The 17,648-nt window shown below is 75.7% G+C and carries 14 protein-coding genes; 7 read left to right on the top strand and 7 right to left on the bottom strand.

Going from position 1 to position 17,648, the window contains the following annotated elements:
• Nucleotides 1-108 precede the first annotated feature (108 nt).
• From IE271_RS01995 to IE271_RS01975, 5 genes are all read right to left on the bottom strand, one after another.
• Nucleotides 109-3,285, bottom strand: coding sequence for an efflux RND transporter permease subunit (locus IE271_RS01995; protein WP_190188331.1), 3,177 nt, complete (start codon nt 3,283-3,285; stop codon nt 109-111).
• A gap of 177 nt (nt 3,286-3,462) precedes the next feature.
• Complete coding sequence (locus IE271_RS01990; RefSeq protein ID WP_190188330.1) at nt 3,463-4,143, bottom strand: response regulator transcription factor; 681 nt, start codon at nt 4,141-4,143, stop codon at nt 3,463-3,465.
• A complete protein-coding gene (locus IE271_RS01985; protein WP_190188329.1) occupies nt 4,140-5,432 on the bottom strand; it encodes a histidine kinase in 1,293 nt (430 codons plus the stop codon). Before IE271_RS01985 ends, IE271_RS01990 begins: the two co-directional genes overlap by 4 nt.
• Nucleotides 5,433-5,992: 560 nt before the next feature.
• Nucleotides 5,993-6,271 (bottom strand): PspA-associated protein PspAA, encoded by a 279-nt coding sequence (gene pspAA, locus IE271_RS01980; protein WP_190188328.1) that lies wholly within the window; start codon nt 6,269-6,271, stop codon nt 5,993-5,995.
• A 31-nt stretch (nt 6,272-6,302) separates the two neighbouring features.
• Nucleotides 6,303-7,097: a PspA/IM30 family protein gene (locus tag IE271_RS01975; RefSeq protein WP_190188327.1), complete on the bottom strand. Its 795-nt coding sequence runs from the start codon at nt 7,095-7,097 to the stop codon at nt 6,303-6,305.
• Nucleotides 7,098-7,518: 421 nt separating this feature from the next.
• Between IE271_RS01975 and IE271_RS01970 the strand changes: the two genes are divergently transcribed.
• The 3 genes from IE271_RS01970 to IE271_RS01960 all read left to right on the top strand — a co-directional run bounded on the left by IE271_RS01970 (nt 7,519) and on the right by IE271_RS01960 (nt 10,282).
• Nucleotides 7,519-8,154: a DUF3043 domain-containing protein gene (locus IE271_RS01970; RefSeq protein WP_229919098.1), complete on the top strand. Its 636-nt coding sequence runs from the start codon at nt 7,519-7,521 to the stop codon at nt 8,152-8,154.
• Nucleotides 8,155-8,222: 68 nt separating this feature from the next.
• Entirely contained in the window at nt 8,223-8,948 is a 726-nt protein-coding gene (locus IE271_RS01965) for a class I SAM-dependent methyltransferase (RefSeq protein ID WP_229919077.1), read from the top strand.
• 131 nt (nt 8,949-9,079) lie between these two features.
• A complete protein-coding gene (locus IE271_RS01960) occupies nt 9,080-10,282 on the top strand; it encodes a S1C family serine protease (protein ID WP_190188326.1) in 1,203 nt (400 codons plus the stop codon).
• A 228-nt stretch (nt 10,283-10,510) separates the two neighbouring features.
• Here IE271_RS01960 and IE271_RS01955 read toward each other — a convergent pair whose 3' ends face one another.
• Nucleotides 10,511-10,723, bottom strand: coding sequence for a hypothetical protein (locus IE271_RS01955; protein WP_190188325.1), 213 nt, complete (start codon nt 10,721-10,723; stop codon nt 10,511-10,513).
• Nucleotides 10,724-10,836: 113 nt separating this feature from the next.
• Between IE271_RS01955 and IE271_RS01950 the strand changes: the two genes are divergently transcribed.
• Entirely contained in the window at nt 10,837-12,039 is a 1,203-nt protein-coding gene (locus IE271_RS01950; RefSeq protein ID WP_190188324.1) for a bifunctional adenosylcobinamide kinase/adenosylcobinamide-phosphate guanylyltransferase, read from the top strand.
• Between the two features lie 70 nt (nt 12,040-12,109).
• Here the strand turns inward: IE271_RS01950 and IE271_RS01945 are convergent, their stop codons facing one another.
• Nucleotides 12,110-13,279: a class I SAM-dependent methyltransferase gene (locus tag IE271_RS01945; protein ID WP_190188323.1), complete on the bottom strand. Its 1,170-nt coding sequence runs from the start codon at nt 13,277-13,279 to the stop codon at nt 12,110-12,112.
• 251 nt (nt 13,280-13,530) lie between these two features.
• On the opposite strand from IE271_RS01945, the gene cobT reads away from it, so the two are divergent.
• The 3 genes from cobT to IE271_RS01930 all read left to right on the top strand — a co-directional run bounded on the left by cobT (nt 13,531) and on the right by IE271_RS01930 (nt 17,490).
• A complete protein-coding gene (cobT, locus tag IE271_RS01940; RefSeq protein ID WP_190188322.1) occupies nt 13,531-14,676 on the top strand; it encodes a nicotinate-nucleotide--dimethylbenzimidazole phosphoribosyltransferase in 1,146 nt (381 codons plus the stop codon).
• A gap of 138 nt (nt 14,677-14,814) precedes the next feature.
• A complete protein-coding gene (locus IE271_RS01935) occupies nt 14,815-15,600 on the top strand; it encodes an adenosylcobinamide-GDP ribazoletransferase (RefSeq protein ID WP_190188321.1) in 786 nt (261 codons plus the stop codon).
• Nucleotides 15,601-15,963: 363 nt separating this feature from the next.
• The gene (locus tag IE271_RS01930) at nt 15,964-17,490 is read left to right on the top strand and encodes a leucyl aminopeptidase (RefSeq protein ID WP_190188320.1); all 1,527 of its coding nucleotides are present in this window, start codon (nt 15,964-15,966) and stop codon (nt 17,488-17,490) included.
• The last annotated feature ends 158 nt before the right edge of the window (nt 17,491-17,648 follow it).

Here is a 17,648-nt window from a genome sequence, read left to right as displayed (position 1 = left end):
GGGCGCGGAGAGTGGTCTCCGCGCCCTCTGCGCCGTTTGCACTGTCTCGGAAGGGGTGCGCGTCCCGCCGTCCTGCGGGCGGGACGCGCACCCCGTGTCCGGTTCCGGTCAGGCCCGGGCCGGCTCCGGGTCGTCGGACGGGGACGGGGTGGGCGGGGTGCCGCCGTCGCCCTCGTCCCTGCCGCCGTCCCGGCCCTCGCCCGTTCCGCCCTCCCGGCCGGCCCGCCGGGCCGCGCGCTTCGCGGCCCGGCGCTCCTTGCGCAGCTCGATCATCGCGTAGAGCGTCGGCACGAGCAGCAGCGTGAGCAGCGTCGACGTGACCAGACCGCCGATCACCACGACCGCCAGCGGCTGGGCGATGAAGCCGCCCTCGCCGGTGACCCCGAGGGCCATCGGGAGCAGGGCGAAGATCGTCGCCAGGGCCGTCATCAGGATCGGGCGGAGCCGGTGCCGGCCGCCCTCCAGGACGGCCTCCACGACACCGTACCCCTGGGCGCGGTACTGGTTGATCAGGTCGATCAGCACGATCGCGTTGGTCACCACGATGCCGATCAGCATCAGCATGCCGATCATCGCGGGGACGCCCATCGGGGTGCCGGTCGCCACCAGGAGGCCGATCGCGCCCGTCGCCGCGAACGGGATGGACACGAGCAGGATCAGCGGCTGGACCAGCGAACGGAAGGTCGCCACCAGCAGCATGAACACGATGGCGACCGCCGCGAGCATCGCGAGGAACAGGTTGGTGAACGCCTCGTCCTGGTCCGCGGTGACGCCGCCGATCTCGGCCGTGGCGCCCGCCGGCAGCTTCAGCGCGTCGAGCTTCTTCGTGAGGTCGGCGCTGACCGCGCCGGTGTTGTCACCGGTCGGCTTCGCCGTGATCGTGGCGGCCCGCTGGCCGTCGATCCGGGTCATCGACACCGGTCCGTCGACGAGTTCGACCGTCGCGACGTCGCTCAGCCGCGCGTCCGGTCCGACCGGCAGCCTCTTCAGCTCGTCCAGCGTCCGCGCGGGCTTCGCCGACACGACCACGACGTCGCGCTCGGTGTCGCCCAGGACCGCCTTGCCTCCGGTGGTGCCGCGCACCGCCTGGGCGACCAGCGCGCCGAGCTTCTGGTCGTCGAGCCCGGCCGCGGCCGCGGCGGGCCTGGCCTTCACCGAGATCCGCGGCACCGACTGCGCCAGGTCGCTGGTGACGTCGGTGACGTCGTCCAGGCCGGCGACCGTGTCCCGCACCTCGTCCGCGGCCTTGCGCAGCACGTCCGCGTCGGCGGCCTTGACCACCACGCTGAGGTCCTGGTTGCCGAAGCCGTCGCCGCCCGCGACGGTCGTCTCGCCGATCCCGGAGAGCTTGCCGAGCCCCTTCTCGATCGCGTCCTCCACGTCCGCGTACGAGGCGGAGTCCGCGATCCTGACCGAGTACGACGCCTGGTTGGTGCCCGAGCCGCCGCCGAAGGCCGCCATGAAGCCGGAGGAGCCGACGGTGACCTGGTAGTCGGCCACGCCCTCGACGCCGTCGAGCAGCTTCTCGACCTTCTGCGCGGCCGCGTCGGTCCTCGCCAGGCCGGTGCCGGGCTCCAGCTCCTGGCTGATGCTCAGGACCTCCTGCTCGCCCTGGTCGAAGAAGTTCGTCTTCAGCAGCGGCGCCATGCCGAACGTGGCGATCAGGACGACGACCGCGATGGCCACGCTGGTCAGCCGGCGCCGGGTGGCGAAGCGCAGGACCGGCACGTAGAAGCGCTGCAGGCGGCTGCGCGCCTCCTTCTCCTCGGCCTGCCGGCGGGCCTCCTCGGCGTCCTCGGGCGTGCCCTTGGGCGCGCGCAGGAACCAGTACGACAGCACCGGCACCACGGTCAGCGACACCAGCAGGGACGCGAGCAGCGCCGCCGTCACGGTCAGGCTGAAGGAACCGAACAGCTCGCCGACCATGCCGCCGGTCAGGCCGATCGGCAGGAACACCGCGACCGTCGTCAGCGTCGAGGAGGTCACCGCGCCCGCGACCTCGCGCACGGCCTTGAGGATCGCCTCCTGGCGCTCCTCGCCGTAGCCGAGGTGGCGCTTGATGTTCTCCAGGACCACGATCGAGTCGTCGACGACGCGGCCGATGGCGATGGTCAGCGCGCCCAGCGTCAGCATGTTCAGCGACAGGTCGCGGGTCCACAGCACGATCAGCGCGAGGACGACCGACAGCGGGATGGACACGGCCGTCACCAGCGTGGAGCGGACCGAGGCCAGGAAGACGAGGATGACGACGACCGCGAAGAGCAGGCCGAGCGCGCCCTCGGTGGTCAGGCCCTCGATCGACTTGGAGACCGCGGGCCCCTGGTCGCTGACGACGGTGACCGTCGCGCCGGAGCCGAGCGCCTCGCGCATCTCCGGCAGCTTGTCGGCGACGGCGTCGGAGATGGCGACCGCGCTGCCGTCGTGGTCCATGGTGACGGACACGGCCAGGCTCGGCTCGCCGTTCGTGCGGGTGAGGGAGTCGGCCGGGGCCTGCTCCTCCTTCACCTCGGCGACGTCGCCGAGGCGTACGGGCCCGCCGTCGCCCTCGCCGGTGATCCTCAGGTCCTCGATCTGCTTCACCGAGGTGAAGCCGCCGCCGACCCGGACGGTGCGGCTGGCGCCGTCCTCGTCGAAGGAGCCGGCGGGCACGCTGGCGCCGCCGGCCTGAAGGGCCTGGACGATCGCCGCGGAGGTGAGGCCCGCCCGCGCGGTCTTCGCGTCGTCGGGCGTGACGGCGACCCGGAGGTCGCGCACGCCGTCCACGGCGACCCGGGCGACGCCGTCGATCCCCTTCAGCTCGGGGACGACGGTCCGGTCGAGCTGGTCGGAGAGCGCCTGCTGGTCCTTGTCCGAGGTGACGGCCAGCACCACGGTCGGCAGGTCGTCGGTGGACCCGGCGACGACCTGCGGGTCGACCTCGTCGGGCAGCAGGGCGCGGGCCCGGTTGACGGCCTGCTGGACGTCGGCGACGAGCTGGTCGGTGCCGGGGCCGTAGTCGAAGGACGCCATGATCACGGCGCTGCCCTCGCTGGCGGTGGAGGTGACGCCGGTGAGGCCGTCGACGGCTTCGAGGTTGTTCTCGATGGGCTCGACGACCTGCTTCTCGACCACGTCCGGGGACGCGCCCTGGTAGGGCGCGACCACCGAGACCATGGGCAGTTCGATGGTGGGCAGGAGCTGCTGCTTGAGCTGCGGTATCGCGATCGCTCCGAAGACGAGCGCGACGATGGACATCAGTCCGATCAGGGCCCGTTGTGCGAGGCTGAATCGGGACAGCCAGGACATGGGTCAGGGTCTCTCTTCCGTGGCGGGAAAGCAGGCCGGGCGCGGAACGGCACCCGCTCTCTCACACTGGGGCATGCGCGGGGCCCGATGTGTCAGCCCCCGGTGCCGTTCCTCACGCCCTCCCTACTACGAGCGCAGTAGACCGGGCGCGCCACCGGTACACCCTCGGGCGGTGTCTCAGTCCACCCTCGGACGGACCAGTCCGGACTCGTAGGCGATGACCACCAGCTGCGCCCGGTCGCGGGCGCCCAGCTTGGCCATCGCCCGGTTGACGTGCGTCTTGACGGTCAGCGGACTGACCTGGAGGCGTTCGGCGATCTCGTCGTTGGAATGGCCGCCCGCCACTTGGACCAGCACCTCCCGCTCCCGGACCGTGAGCGCGTCGAGGCGGTCGGAGCGGGCGGGGTCGCGGCCGTCGTCCGCGCCGCCCTGGGCGAGGAACCGGGCGATCAGGCTCTTGGTGGCGGCGGGCGACAGCAGCGCCTCGCCGGCCGCCGCGATGCGGATGGCGGCGAGCAGCTCGTCGGGCTCCGAGCCCTTGCCGAGGAAGCCGGAGGCGCCGGCCCGCAGCGACTCCACCACGTACTCGTCCACCTCGAAGGTGGTGAGCATGACCACCCGTACGTCCTTCAGGTCCGGGTCCGCGCTGATCAGGCGGGTCGCGGCGAGCCCGTCGGTGCCGGGCATCCGGATGTCCATGAGCACGACGTCGGCGCGCTCCTCGCGGGCGAGGCGGACCGCGTCGGCCCCGTCCGACGCCTCCCCCACCACCTCCATGTCGGGCTCGGAGTCGACCAGGACGCGGAAGGCGCTCCTGAGGAGCGCCTGGTCGTCGGCGAGCAGGACGCGGATGGTCATGCGGGCTCCCCCGTGGTGGCCGTGGTCCGGTCGCGGTGGTCGACCGGCAGGATCGCATGGACCCGCCAGCCGCCGCCGTGCCGGGGTCCCGCCGTGCAGCGGCCGCCGAGGGCGGTGACGCGCTCGCGCATGCCGAGGAGGCCGTGGCCGCCGGAGCCGTCCGGCCGGGCGCCGCCGTCCCCGCTCCCGTCGCGGTCGCGGCCCCCGCTCCCGTCGCTCCCGTCCTCCCCGCGCCCGCCCCCGCCTCCGTCGTCGAGGACGGTGATCTCCACGTGCGCGCCCACGCGTACGATGCTGACCTCGGCCTTCGCCCCCGTTCCCGCGTGCTTCTGCACGTTGGTGAGGGCCTCCTGGACGACGCGGTACGCCGCGAGGCCGACGGCCGCGGGCAGCACCGTGCCGTGGTCGGCGCGGGCCACCTCGACGGCGAGCCCGGCGCTGTGGAAGGTGCCGACGAGGTCGTCGAGCCGGTCGAGGCCGGGCGCCGGTTCCGTGGGCGCCGCCGGGTCGCCGCTCTGCCGCAGCAGGCCGACGGTGGCGCGCAGCTCGTCCAGCGCGGAGCGGCTGGCCTCGCGCACGTGCGCGAGCGCCTCCTTGGCCTGGTCCGGGCGCCGGTCCATGACGTGGGCGGCGACCCCGGCCTGCACGTTGACCAGGGCGATGTGGTGCGCGACGACGTCGTGCAGGTCGCGGGCGATGCGCAGCCGCTCCTCGGCCACCCGGCGGCGGGCCTCCTCCTCGCGGGTGCGCTCGGCGCGCTCGGCCCGCTCGCGGATGGCGTCCACGAAGGCGCGGCGGCTGCGGACGGCGTCGCCCGCGGCGGCGGCCATGCCGGTCCAGGCGAAGATGCCGAGGTTTTCCTGGGCGTACCAGGGCAGCGGGCCGGCGAGCATGGCGCAGCCGGTGAGCACGGTCATGGTGAGCAGGCCGACGCGCCAGGTGGTGGGGCGGTCGGTGGTCGCGGCCACCGTGTACAGGGCGACGGCGCAGGACATCGCGACGGGGACGCGGACCTCGCCGGCCACGAACTCCACCAGGCACAGGGCCGCGGTGACGGCGAGCACCGCCATCGGGGCGCGGCGCCGCAGGACGAGCGCGGCGGCGCCGAGGACCATCAGGACCACCCCGAGGACGCCCGGCGAGCGCGTGCCCCACTCGGGCCCCTGCCCGCCGTGCGGACCGGCGAACGAGGCCACCACCATGCAGACCAGCACGGCCGCGGCCAGTGCCCCGTCCACGACCAGCGGGTGCGCCCGCATCCGGCACCGCGTCCGCTCCAGTGTGCTCACGCCCACACGGTACGGGGCCGCCGCGGGCGGGCGGAACGCGGACGGCCGGGAGCGGGGCCGTCCCCGTGGCGGCGCGCCGCCGGGGCGGCCGCCCTCCCGGCGGTGCCCTCTCGGCGTGCGCGTCCGGCGGAGAGCGGTCGCCCCGGCGCGTACGCCCGGGGAGCCGCCCGGCGGCCCACGCCCGGGAGCCGCCCGGGGCGACGAGTGCCCGGAGCCGCCCGGGACGCCCTGCGCCTGGGCACCGCCCGGCACGGCACACGCGCCCGGGAACGGGCCGTGTCCGGGCGCGCCCGGGAGCAGGCCGGTGGTGCGGCACGGGCGCGTGAGCCGATCGGGGCGGTGCGGCACTCGCCCGGGAGCGGACCGCTGCGGCGCGCGCCCGGGGACGGAACGTGTCCGTGCGCGCCCGGAGCGAGCCGGTGGTGGGGCGTGCGCGTGAGGCGGCCGGGGCGGTGCGTCCCCGAGGACGAGCCCGTGCGGGGTGCGTCCCCGGGAGCGGACCGGTGCGGTACGCGCCCGGGGCGGGGCGGCGTGGCACCGGTCCCGGACTCGGGCCCGGGTCAGCCCGGGATCAGGCCGCCGTCGCCGAGCATCTCGCGGACCTCCTCCAGGGAGGCGTCCGGGGCCGGAAGGATCAGTTCCGACGGTTCCAGGGCGTCGTCGGGCAGGGGCGTGCCGAGGCGGCGCACGGCGTCGAGGAGGGCGCCGAGCGTCCGGCGGAACCCGGGCTCGTCGCCCTTCTCCACCTCCGCCAGGAGCTCGTCGTCCAGCCGGTCGAGTTCCGCGAGGTGGCCGTCGTCCAGCCTCGCCTGTCCCTCTCCCATGATCCGTACGATCACGTCGCCCTCCTCGGCGTGGGACCCGCCCGCGCTACTGCTTGTCGAAGCGCGGGGTGTCCTGCGGCTGCTGCTGCGACCGAGTCTGGTCCTGTCCGGGCTCGATCGCCTGTTGGGGCGCCGACCCCCCGGCCAGTTCCGCCTTCATCCGCTGCAGCTCCAGTTCCACGTCCGTACCGCCGGAGAGCCGGTCCAGCTCGGCCTGGATGTCGTCCTTGGCCATGCCGGACGGGTCGTCGAGGGCGCCGGAGGCGAGCAGCTCGTCGATGGCGCCGGCCCGCGCCTGCATCTGCGCGGTCTTGTCCTCGGCCCGCTGGATGGCCAGGCCGACGTCGCCCATCTCCTCGGAGATGCCGGAGAAGGCCTCGCCGATCCGGGTCTGCGCCTGCGCCGCGGTGTACGTGGCCTTGATGGTCTCCTTCTTCGTGCGGAAGGCGTCCACCTTGGCCTGCAGCCGCTGCGCCGCGAGGGTGAGCTTCTCCTCCTCGCCCTGGAGCGTCTGGTGCTGCGTCTCCAGGTCGGTGACCTGCTGCTGGAGCGCGGCCCGGCGTGACAGCGCCTCGCGGGCCAGGTCCTCCCGGCCCAGCGCCAGCGCCTTGCGGCCCTGGTCCTCCAGCTTGGAGGACTGCGACTGGAGCTGGTTGAGCTGCAGTTCGAGCCGCTTGCGGGAGGTCGCCACGTCGGCGACGCCCCGGCGGACCTTCTGCAGCAGCTCCAGCTGCTTCTGGTACGAGTAGTCCAGGGTCTCGCGCGGGTCCTCGGCCCGGTCAAGGGCCTTGTTCGCCTTCGCGCGGAAGATCATCCCCATACGCTTCATGACACCGCTCATGGGCTTCGCGCGCCCCCTTCTGACGGACTCCGGCTCCAGCCACTGCAACAGAACCCACAGTACGGGTCCTGCTTCCATTACCGCACTGTTCGGGGACGGATGCGCTCCTCCCCAAGGACGACCTGCGACGTGCTCCGATCCGGCGTGAGGAGTAGGCGCTTCCCCGAGTCCCCCTCCCCGGGCTCCCCTGGTCGCTTCCCCGGTACCCCGGTGCTCCCCCGTCCTTCCCCGAGGTCCCTCCCCGAGCCGTCCCCGAGCCGTCCCCGCGCTCGCCACCGGCCGTCCCGGAGATCCTTCCCGGCTTCCGCACCCGTCATCCCGGACGCCGCTGCGGCCCCGGTCCCGATCCCGGCGAACCGCGCGCATCGTCCCCTCTGTCCCCGTACAGACGTCCGGTGTTGCCGGATCGTTCCCCACTCCGCTGGGGTCCTCGGGGCCCCACCCCGTACCCTTGGCTTTTGTGTTCCGTAGCCGTGCCAAGGAAGAGAAGGCCCCCGCCGATCAGGCGCAGGTGGCCGTCTCCAATCAGCCCCGTGACCCGCAGGCCCCGAAGGGCCGGCCCACGCCGAAGCGCAGCGTGGCGCAGTCCCAGCGCCGCAGCGTCGCCAATACGCCGACGACCCGCAAGGAAGCGGCGAAGCGGCAGCGCGACGAGCGCCGTGCCCAGCTGGAGAAGCAGCGCCAGGCGCTGGCCAGCGGCGACGAGCGCTATCTGCCCGCCCGGGACAAGGGGCCGGTGCGCAAGTTCGCGCGCGACTTCGTGGACTCCCGGTTCGCCATCGCGGAGTTCTTCCTGCCGCTGGCCGTGGTCATCCTGGTCCTCAGCATGATCCGGGTCCCGCAGCTGCAGAACATCGCACTGCTGCTGTGGCTCTTCGTGATCGTGCTGATCGTGATCGACTCGATCGGCATCGGGTTCCGTCTGAAGAAGCAGCTGAACGAGCGCTTCCCCGACACGCCCCGTAAGGGCGCCGTCGCCTACGCGCTGATGCGCACCCTTCAGATGCGTCGCCTGCGCCTGCCGAAGCCGCAGGTCAAGCGCGGAGAGCGGCCCTGAGCGAGGCACCGTACACACCGGATGCGGCGGACACCTGGCTCAACCGCCTCGGCGGGCTGCGCGAGGTCGTGCGCAAGGAGCTGGTGGCCCGGCAGCTCGACGAGCAGATAGCCGCGCGGTTCCCGGTCGGGCGGCGGCTGCGCGTGCTCGACGTCGGGATGGGCGAGGGCGGCCAGGTGCTGCGCCTGGCCCGGGCGGGGCACAAGGTCACCGGCCTGGAGCGGGACGCCAAGCTGCTGGCCGCGGCGCGTGAGGCGCTGGCCGCCGAGCCGGAGGGCATCCGCGGCCGGGTGCGGTTCGTGGAGGGCGCGGGCCAGGAGACCGGCGTGCACTTCCTGCCGGGCAGCTTCGACGTGGTGGTCTGCCACGGCGTGCTGATGTACGTCGAGGACCCCGACGCGACGCTCGCCGGGCTGGCCCGGATGCTGGCCCCGGGCGGGCTGCTGTCGCTGCTCGTGCGCAACGCCGACGCGCTCGCCATGCGGCCGGGCCTGGCCGGCGACTGGGCCGGGGCGCTGGCCGCGTTCGGCACCGACGCGTACACCAACCGGCTCGGCCTGGACGTGCGCGCCGACCGGCTGGACGCGCTGACGGCCACGCTCACGGGCATCAGCGCCCCGCTGCACGCGTGGTACGGCGTACGGGTCTTCACCGACACGGCGGCCGACGAGGCGGAGCCCCCGGCGGACCCGGCGGCCCTGGAGACCCTGCTGGCCGTGGAGGAGCGGGCCGGCCGCACCGATCCCTACCGGCGGGTGGCGGCCCTGCTGCACCTGTGCGGGGTGCGCGGCTGAACCGCGGACGAGCCGCCTGGGCGGCCCCGCGGCCTGGGCGCCCGGTGCGGGCGCCCAGGCCGGCCCGGCAGACCCCCTGATCGGCGGCGCACCGCAGGACCGGGCGGTGGTGCCGCGGTCACACTCGGGACATGGAAGCCCCCAGGGACTCGGAAGCCCCCCGCACGTCCGTCCGCTCCGCCCGTTCCGCCCGTTCCGTCCGCAGGTCCCGCCGGGCTCCGGAGCCGGTCCTGCCGGTCGCGGCCGCGGTCGCGCCCGCGGCCGCCTGCTGTGCCGCGCTGCTCGGCGGCTGCTCCGGCCCCGGCACGGAACGGGCCGCCGGGAGCGGGACCTCCGAGACGCCGGCCGCGGCGCGGAGCGAGCGCCCGCGCGAGGCGGCCGACGCCGCCCGGGCCGTCGCGCCCGGTGCCGCCAACGCGCTGGAGGACGACTACCTGCGCGTGATCGAGGACGCGCTGCCGTCGGTCGTGCAGATCCAGGCCGGCTCCGACCTCGGCTCCGGCGTCGTCTACGACGACAAGGGGCACATCGTCACCAACGCCCACGTCGTCGGCGACGCACGGACGTTCCGGGTGACGACGGCGGGCAGCGAGGAGGTGCTGGCCGCGCGCCTGGTCTCCTCGTACCCGCAGCAGGACCTGGCGGTGATCAAGCTGGACCGGGTGCCGGACGGGCTGCGGGCCGCCGAGTTCGGCGACTCCGGGAAGGTCCAGGTCGGGCAGATCGTGCTGGCGATGGGCTCGCCGCTCGGGCTGTCGTCCAGCGTGACCCAGGGCATCGTGTCGGCGACCGGGCGGACCGTCACCGAGAGCAGTGAGGGCGGCGGCACCGGCGCGACGATCCCCGGCCTGGTGCAGACGTCGGCGGCGATCAACCCGGGCAACAGCGGGGGCGCCCTGGTCGACCTCCGGGGCCGGGTCGTCGGCGTCCCGACGCTCGCCGCGGCGGACCCGGGGCAGGGCGGCGGCGCGGCGCCCGGCATCGGCTTCGCGATCCCCGCGTCGACGGTGCGGACGATCGCCGGGCAGATCGTGGAGCACGGCCGGGTCGTCGACTCGGGCCGGGCGGCGCTGGACATCACCGGCCGTACGGTGGTCGGCGGGGACGCGCGGCCCGCCGGGGTCGCCGTGGCGGAGGTGCGGGACGGCGGCGCGGCCGACCGGGCGGGCCTGCGCGCCGGGGACGTGATCACCCGGCTCGGCGACACGGACGTCGCCACGATCACCGCGCTCTCCGAGGCGCTCGCGGCCCTCCGGCCCGGCGACCGGGCGAAGGTGACGTACGTCAGGGAGGGGCGGGAGCGGACCGCCCGGGTCACGCTGGGCGAGCAGTGACCCTGAGCCGCGTCCGGCGGACGGCCGGCCACGGCGGCGCGGGACACGGCGCGCGAGGGCACGGCGCGCGACAGCGGCACGGCGTGCGGCGGTTCGGTGCACGGCCCGCAGCGGCACGGCGTGCGACGGCCCCGTCCGGAGCGGTCCGGACGGGGCCGTCGCACGCGCACGTGCACGCGGGTCCAGCGGACTACGGCCGCGGGTCGCGGGCGTCGCGGGACCGCGGGATCACGAGTCCGCCGCGTGCAGGCTCATCGGCCCGTAGATCTCGGTGGCGTCCTCGAAGAGGCGGACCTGGTCCGCTCCCCCGTCGGCCAGTTCCTTCCAGTGCTCGCCGACCCAGGACTCGGCGTCGCCCTGGGTGGTGAACTCCTCCGGCTGGACCGCGGGCTCGACCTCCGTCCCGTCGGCCTTCTCGAACCGCCACGTCCATGCCGCCATGTACGCCTCCCAGTGTGAACTCGCTGCCGAGCGGGGGCCGGACAAGATCCCACTCCCCGTCCGAAGCCTAGCCGGGCGCGCAAGACCTGCGGGGACACGGAAAAATCGGCACCGTGGAACTGACACTGCTCGGCACCGGTGCCCCCGCGGGCCTGCCCCGCCCCGACTGCCCCTGCGCCTCCTGCGCCACCGCGCACGGCGCGCAGGCGCGCGCGGCGACCGCGCTGCTCGTGGACGGCACGCTGCTGCTCGACCTCACGCCCGGCGCCGTCCTGGCGGCCGCCCGCGCCGGGCACTCGCTGGGCGGCGTACGGCAGGTGCTGCTCACGCATCCGCACGACGGTCCCCCGGTCGAGATCCCGGCGGGTCTGCCGCAGCCGGCCCGGGTGCCCGACGGGCGGGAGCTGGCGCTGCTGACGGGGCACCGGGTGCGGGCGGTGCCGATGGACGCGCCGGGCACCGGGTACGCGGTGACGGGCCCGGACGGGGAGCGGCTGCTCTACCTGCCGCCGGGCGCGGCCCCCGCGGCGCCCGGCGAGGCGCCCGGCGTGTACGGCATGGTCCTCGCGGACGTGCTCGGGCGGCCCGACGCCCTGGCCCGGCTGCGGGCGGCCGGCGCCGTCGGGCCGACCACGGACGTGGTCGCCGTGCACCTCGACCACGACGTGCCGCCCGGCGCGGAGCTGCGGCGCCGCCTCGCGGCCGCCGGGGCGCGGGCGGTGCCGGACGGCAGCACGCTGATCGTGGGCGCGTACGAGGACGTGCCGGACGTGCCGCGCCGCACGCTGGTGCTGGGCGGCGCCCGCTCGGGCAAGTCGGCGGAGGCGGAGCGGCGCCTGGAGGCGTTCCCGGACGTGCTGTACGTGGCGACGGGCGGGACGCGGAACGGCGACGGCGAGTGGGCGGCGCGCGTGCACGCCCACCGGGAGCGGCGGCCCGGCTCCTGGCGCACCGCCGAGACCTGCGACCTCGTCCCGCTCCTGAAGGACGACGGGCCGCCGCTGCTGATCGACTGCCTGTCGCTGTGGCTGACCGACGCCATGGACGCGGTGGGCGCCTGGGACGACGCGGAGTGGGCGGGCGGCGGCGAGCGGGAGCTGCGGACCCGCGTCGGGGAGCTGGCGGAGGCGGTGCGGCACACCCGCCGCACGGTCGTCGCCGTCTCCAACGAGGTGGGCTCCGGCATCGTCCCCGCGACCGCCTCCGGCCGCCGCTACCGCGACGAACTGGGCCGTCTGAACGCGGCGTTCGCGGCCGAGTGCGAGCACGTGCTGCTGGTGGTGGCGGGGCAGGCGCTGCCGCTGAAGGGCGCCTGAGCGCCCCGGCCCGGCGCCCGTCCCGTACCGCCCCGCCCCGGACCGGCGCGTCCCGTACGGCCCGGGGCGCTCAGGCGTCCGTTCCCCCGGCGCTCCTCCTCCTGGCGCCCCGTCCGCCGGCGTCCGTGCCGTCGGCGGACGCCCCCTCCTCGTGGCCGGGCCACAGCGGGGGCGGTTCCGGGTTCTTGCGGGCGATGAGCCGGTACGCGTTCGAGAAGCGGGTGCGCCGCAGCAGCGGGGCGAGGGCGTGGTCCACGACGGCCGCGGAGGCGAGCACCGGCACGGCGGCCCGGGTGAGGACCGTGCGCACGGTGCGCTGGAGCTCGGACGGCGGGACGGGGTACCACGGCTCGTCGGCGCCGGGCAGCCGGTGCCCGATGGCGAGGGCCAGCGCGCCGGTCAGGTCGTACGGGACGTGCGGCTCGCGCCGGTCGGTGCGGACGACGGAGCAGCCCAGCCGCTCCAGTTCGCCGAGCAGGTTGTGCAGCGGGATGAGGTGCAGGTGGCGGGGCTGGTCGTAGGCCACCCACCACTTGCCGAGCAGCATCCCGAACGCGCAGGCGGGGTCCGGCACCTCGATCAGCAGGTGGCCGCCGGGGCGCAGCACGCGCAGCGCGGCGCACAGCTCCTCGCGCGGGTCGGGGCTGTGTTCCAGGTGGTGGAACATGCTGACCACGTCGTAGCGGGCGCTCAGCCGTCCGGCGAGGTCGGTGAGGCGGCCGCGGTGCGCCTCGTCGATCCGCCCGGCGGTGCGCGCCACCTCGACGGCGCGGCCGGCGCCGGTCCCGTCGAAGGCCGTGTACGGGTGCACCTCGCGGGCGGCGGCCGGGAAGTGGCCGAGGCCCGTGCCGACGTCCAGCCAGCTCTCGGGCTCGGGGTACGGGAGCATGGCGCGGGCCGCCGCGAGGTGGCGGCCCCGGTTCGCCCGTCCGCGCAGGAACCGCTCGGCGAAGGCCCCCGGGCCGGAGTTCAGCCGCAGGTCGCGGTGGTAGAAGGCGAGTCCCTCGGCGGTCAGGCGCGGGTTCTGGAAGGCGTGGGCGCAGTCCTCGCACTCGTCGACCACGAAGGTGCCGGGCTTGCCCTGGAGCAGGTCGCCGGTGCGCAGCCGGGTGCGCAGGCGGCGGGAGCCGCACCAGGGGCAGTCGGGGCGGCGCGGTTCGTGGAACCGCTCCGTGCCCCGCGCGAGTGCGCCGAGGTACGCGACACGGCGGGCTGCGACGGTCTGCGGGGTGGGCGGCATGGGCAGCTCCTGGCGCTACGACAATCCGTGCGAACCGGAACGTATGGGATGGGTGCCCCCGATGCAATGACGTGCCGGGGTCGGCGGTTCACGCGGCGTGACCCGATCCGGCGGGCCGGGGGCCGGGAGCGGCCGCCGCCGGCGGGACGGGAGGGGCCGGGACCGCCGCGCACGCGGGCCTTTCCTCCCCCTCCGCGCCCCTGACGGCCCGTCAGGGACCGTGTTCGATCGCGGCCGGTACTGTTCGGCGAATGAGCTCGCTTAATCTCGACGACTTCACCGATCTGATCGAGCGTCCGGACGGTGGTGTGCGCCGTGACGCCGAGGCCCGCCGGGAACGGCTGTCCGTGCCCCCCGGGGCCCTGGGCCGGCTCGACGAACTGGGTGAGTGGCTGGCGGCGGCGCAGGCGGCCGTGCCGGTGCGGCCGATCGAGCACCCGCGCGTGGTGCTGTTCGCGGGCGACCACGGCGTCGCCGGACTGGACGTGTCGGCGCGCCCCGCGGGCACGGCCGGCCGGCTGGTGCGGGACGTGCTCGACGGCGGCAGCCCGGTGGCGGTGCTGGCCCGGCGGCTCGGCGTGCCGGTGCGCGTGGTGGACATGGCGCTCGACGGCGACCCGGCGGGGCTGCCCGAGGAGGTGACGCGCCACCGGGTGCGCCGGGGCTCGGGCCGGATCGACGTCGAGGACGCGCTGACCCTGGAGGAGGCGGAGGCCGCCGTCCGCGCGGGCATGGCGGTCGCCGACGAGGAGGCCGACTCCGGCACCGACCTGGTCGTCCTCGGCGACCTGAGCGTGGGCGGGACGACGGCGGCGGCGGTGCTGGTCGCCGCGCTGTGCGGGACCGACGCCTCGGTGGTCACCGGGCGCGGCGGGCGGGCCATCGACGACCTGGCGTGGATGCGCAAGTGCGCGGCGGTGCGGGACGCGCTGCGCCGGGCCCGTCCGGTGCTCGGGGACCAGTTGCGGCTGCTGGCGACGGTGGGCGGCGCCGACCTCGCCGCGATCACCGGGTTCCTGCTGCAGAGCGCCGTGCGGAAGATGCCGGTGATCCTGGACGGCGTGGTGTCGGCGGCGTGCGCGCTGGTCGGGCAGCGGGTGGCGTTCCGGGCCCCGGACTGGTGGCTGGCGGGTCACGCCAGCGGGGAGCCGGCCCAGGCCAAGGCCCTGGACCGGATGGCCCTCGAACCCCTCCTCGACCACGGCGTGACGGTCGGCGAGGGCACGGGCGCCCTGCTCGCCCTCCCCCTGGTCCAGGCGGCGGCCGCCCTGTCGGCGGAACTGCCCGAGCACCCGGCCCCGACGGCCCTGACGAAGACGCCCCAGACGCCGGAAGCGGTGGAGGAGCCGGAGACGGCGGAGGCGCCGGACGCCGGGAACCCCTCGGGCGCCGCATAGGGCACGGGGCGACGGGCGGGCCCGGGACCGCGCCACGGGACCGCCCTCCCCCGGCGGACGGCACCCCGGCCACTCGCCCCGTGCACCGGGCCGAGGCCGCGGACCGGCCCCGCCCCGGCCGTGGCGTAGCCTGCGCCCGTGTCGAGAAACCCCTGGCCGGACGGCCTGCGCTTCGCCTTCGGGACCCTCACCGTGCTGCCCGTGCGGGTGGCCAGGTGGGACCGCGGGGCGGCGCGCGGCGGCATGGTGTGCGCGCCCGTCGCGGGGCTCGTGGTCGGCCTCGGCTCGGCCGCCGCCGGACTGCTGGCGCTGGCCCTGGGCGCCGGCCCGCTGCTCGCCGCCGTGGCGAGTGCGGCGGTGCCGGCCGTGCTGACCCGGGGACTGCACCTCGACGGCCTCGCGGACACCGCGGACGGCCTCGGCAGCGGCAGGCCCGCCGAGGACGCGCTGCGGATCATGAAGCAGTCCGACATCGGCCCGTTCGGCGTCGTCACGCTGGTCCTCGTCCTGCTCGCCCAGGTGGCGGCGCTCTCCCGGGCGTACGAGGCGTCGTGGGCGTGGGGCGCCCTGGCCGCCGTGGTGCCGGCGGTCGCCGCCCGGCTCGCCCTCACCCTCGCCGCGCGCACGGGCGTCCCCCCGGCCCGCCCGGAAGGGCTGGGGGCCGCCGTCGCGGGCACGGTCCCGGTGCCCGCGGCGCTGGCCACCGCGGCCGTGGTGGTGTGCGCCGCCGCCGGCGCGGGCGCGCTCGCGGGCCCCTGGGGCGCGGCGCGGGCCGCGCTCGCCGTCGTCGCGGCCTGCGGCGCCGCGGAGCTCCTGCTGGCCCGCTGCACCCGCCGCTTCGGCGGGGTGACCGGCGACGTCTTCGGCGGCCTCGCCGAGACGGCCGCGACCGCCGCCCTGGTCGTCATGGCGCTGCGCCCCTGAGGCCCCGCCCCCGCCCCTGACGGGCCGTCAGCCGAAGCCCGGTGCGCCGCCGTACGGGACGCGGGCACCCCGTACGGCGTACCGCGCGGACACGGGGGACGCCGCCGTGGTCCCATGGGAATCCGCGCCCGGCTCCCGGGCACACGACGTCACACAACGGAACGCGGCCACCACGCCGCACGGGAACGAACCGCTCCGGCGCAGCCGCGAAACCCGACCCCGCGCGTAGGCTCGTCCTGGGCACCGCTCCGGCCCGGTCCAGGCTGTCTCATCGCCCCGTTCTAGGGTTTCCATGATCTGCTCAGGGCCCGGTCGACCCACCCTCCGGCCACAGCAACTCAATGGAAGCGAGATTTCACCACCGTGACTGCTCTCACTCTCAGTACCTCCGCGGTGTCGGGCCTGCGGGCCGACGCGATCGTCGTCGGTGTCGCCAAGGGCACCGACGGACCGGTCGTCGCGCCGGGCGCCGAGGCCGTGGACAAGGCCTACGACGGCAAGCTCGCCGGTGTCCTGGAGACCCTCGGCGCCTCCGGCGCCGAGGGCGAGGTGACGAAGCTGCCGGCCCCCTCCGGCTTCAAGGCCCCCGTCGTGGTGGCGGTCGGCCTGGGCGCGGTCCCCGAGAAGGACGGCTCCTTCGACGCGGACGCCCTGCGCCGCGCGGCCGGGTCCGCGGCCCGCGCGCTCGTCGGCGCCAAGAAGGCCGCCTTCGCCCTGCCGGTCGCGGACGCCGCGGACGCGGGCGTGATCGGCGAGGGCGCCCTGCTGGGCGCGTACGTGTTCGACGCGTACAAGGAGAACGGCGGGAAGGACGCCGCCAAGAAGGGCAAGGCCCCGCTCGGCGAGGCCGTGCTCCTGGGCGGCAAGCCGCGCGACAAGGCCTACAAGGCCGCGCTCGAGCGCGCCGTCACCGTGTCGGAGGAGCTCAACCGCGCCCGCGACCTGATCAACACCCCGCCGAACGACCTCAACCCGCCGGCCTTCGCCGCCATCGCGCAGACCGTGGCCAAGGAGCACGGCCTGAAGGTGCAGGTGCTCGACGAGAAGGCGCTGGCCAAGGGCGGCTACGGCGGCATCCTCGGCGTCGGCTCCGGCTCCGCCACGCCCCCGCGCCTGGTGAAGCTGTCGTACACCTCCTCCAAGGCGAAGAAGCACCTGGCCTTCGTCGGCAAGGGCATCACGTACGACTCGGGCGGCATCTCGCTCAAGCCGGCCGGGCACAACGAGACGATGAAGTGCGACATGAGCGGCGCCGCCGCCGTGTTCGCCGCGGTCGTGGCCGCCGCCCGCCTCGGCCTGGAGGTCAACGTCACCGCCTACCTGGCGCTCGCCGAGAACATGCCCTCCGGCTCCGCCGCCCGCCCCGGCGACGTGCTGCGCATGTACAGCGGCAAGACCGTCGAGGTGCTCAACACCGACGCCGAGGGCCGCCTGGTCCTGGCCGACGCGCTGTGGATGGCCTCCGAGGAGAAGCCGGACGCGATCGTCGACGTGGCGACCCTGACCGGCGCGATGATGCTCGCGCTCGGCAGCCGCACCTTCGGCATCATGGCCAACGACGACGCGTTCCGCACCGCCGTCCACGAGGCCGCCGAGGAGGTCGGCGAGCCGGCCTGGCCGATGCCGCTGCCCGAGCACCTGCGCAAGGGCATGGACTCCGCGACCGCCGACATCGCCAACATGGGCGAGCGCATGGGCGGCGGCCTGGTGGCCGGCCTGTTCCTGCGCGAGTTCGTCGGCGAGGGCATCTCGTGGGCCCACCTGGACATCGCGGGCCCGGCCTTCAACGAGCAGGCCCCCTTCGGCTACACCCCGAAGGGCGGCACCGGCTCCGCGGTGCGCACCCTGGTCCGGCTCGCCGAGCTGACGGCCGCCGGCGACCTGGGCTGAGCACCGGCGGGCCGGCTCCGGGCGCCCACGCGCCCGGAGCCGGCCCGCGGCGCCGCGTTCCGCGTCCGGCGGGACCCGCGCCTCGCCGCGCGCCCGCGCTCCCCGCACGCGGGCGGTCACGTGAGCGATCACACGTCCACACACCGGCCCCGCGTCCC

Source organism: Streptomyces minutiscleroticus (assembly GCF_014650875.1).
GTDB classification, from domain to species: domain Bacteria; phylum Actinomycetota; class Actinomycetes; order Streptomycetales; family Streptomycetaceae; genus Streptomyces; species Streptomyces minutiscleroticus.
Note: the sequence above shows the minus strand (reverse complement) of the source record. Positions and strands in the feature narration are given on the sequence as shown.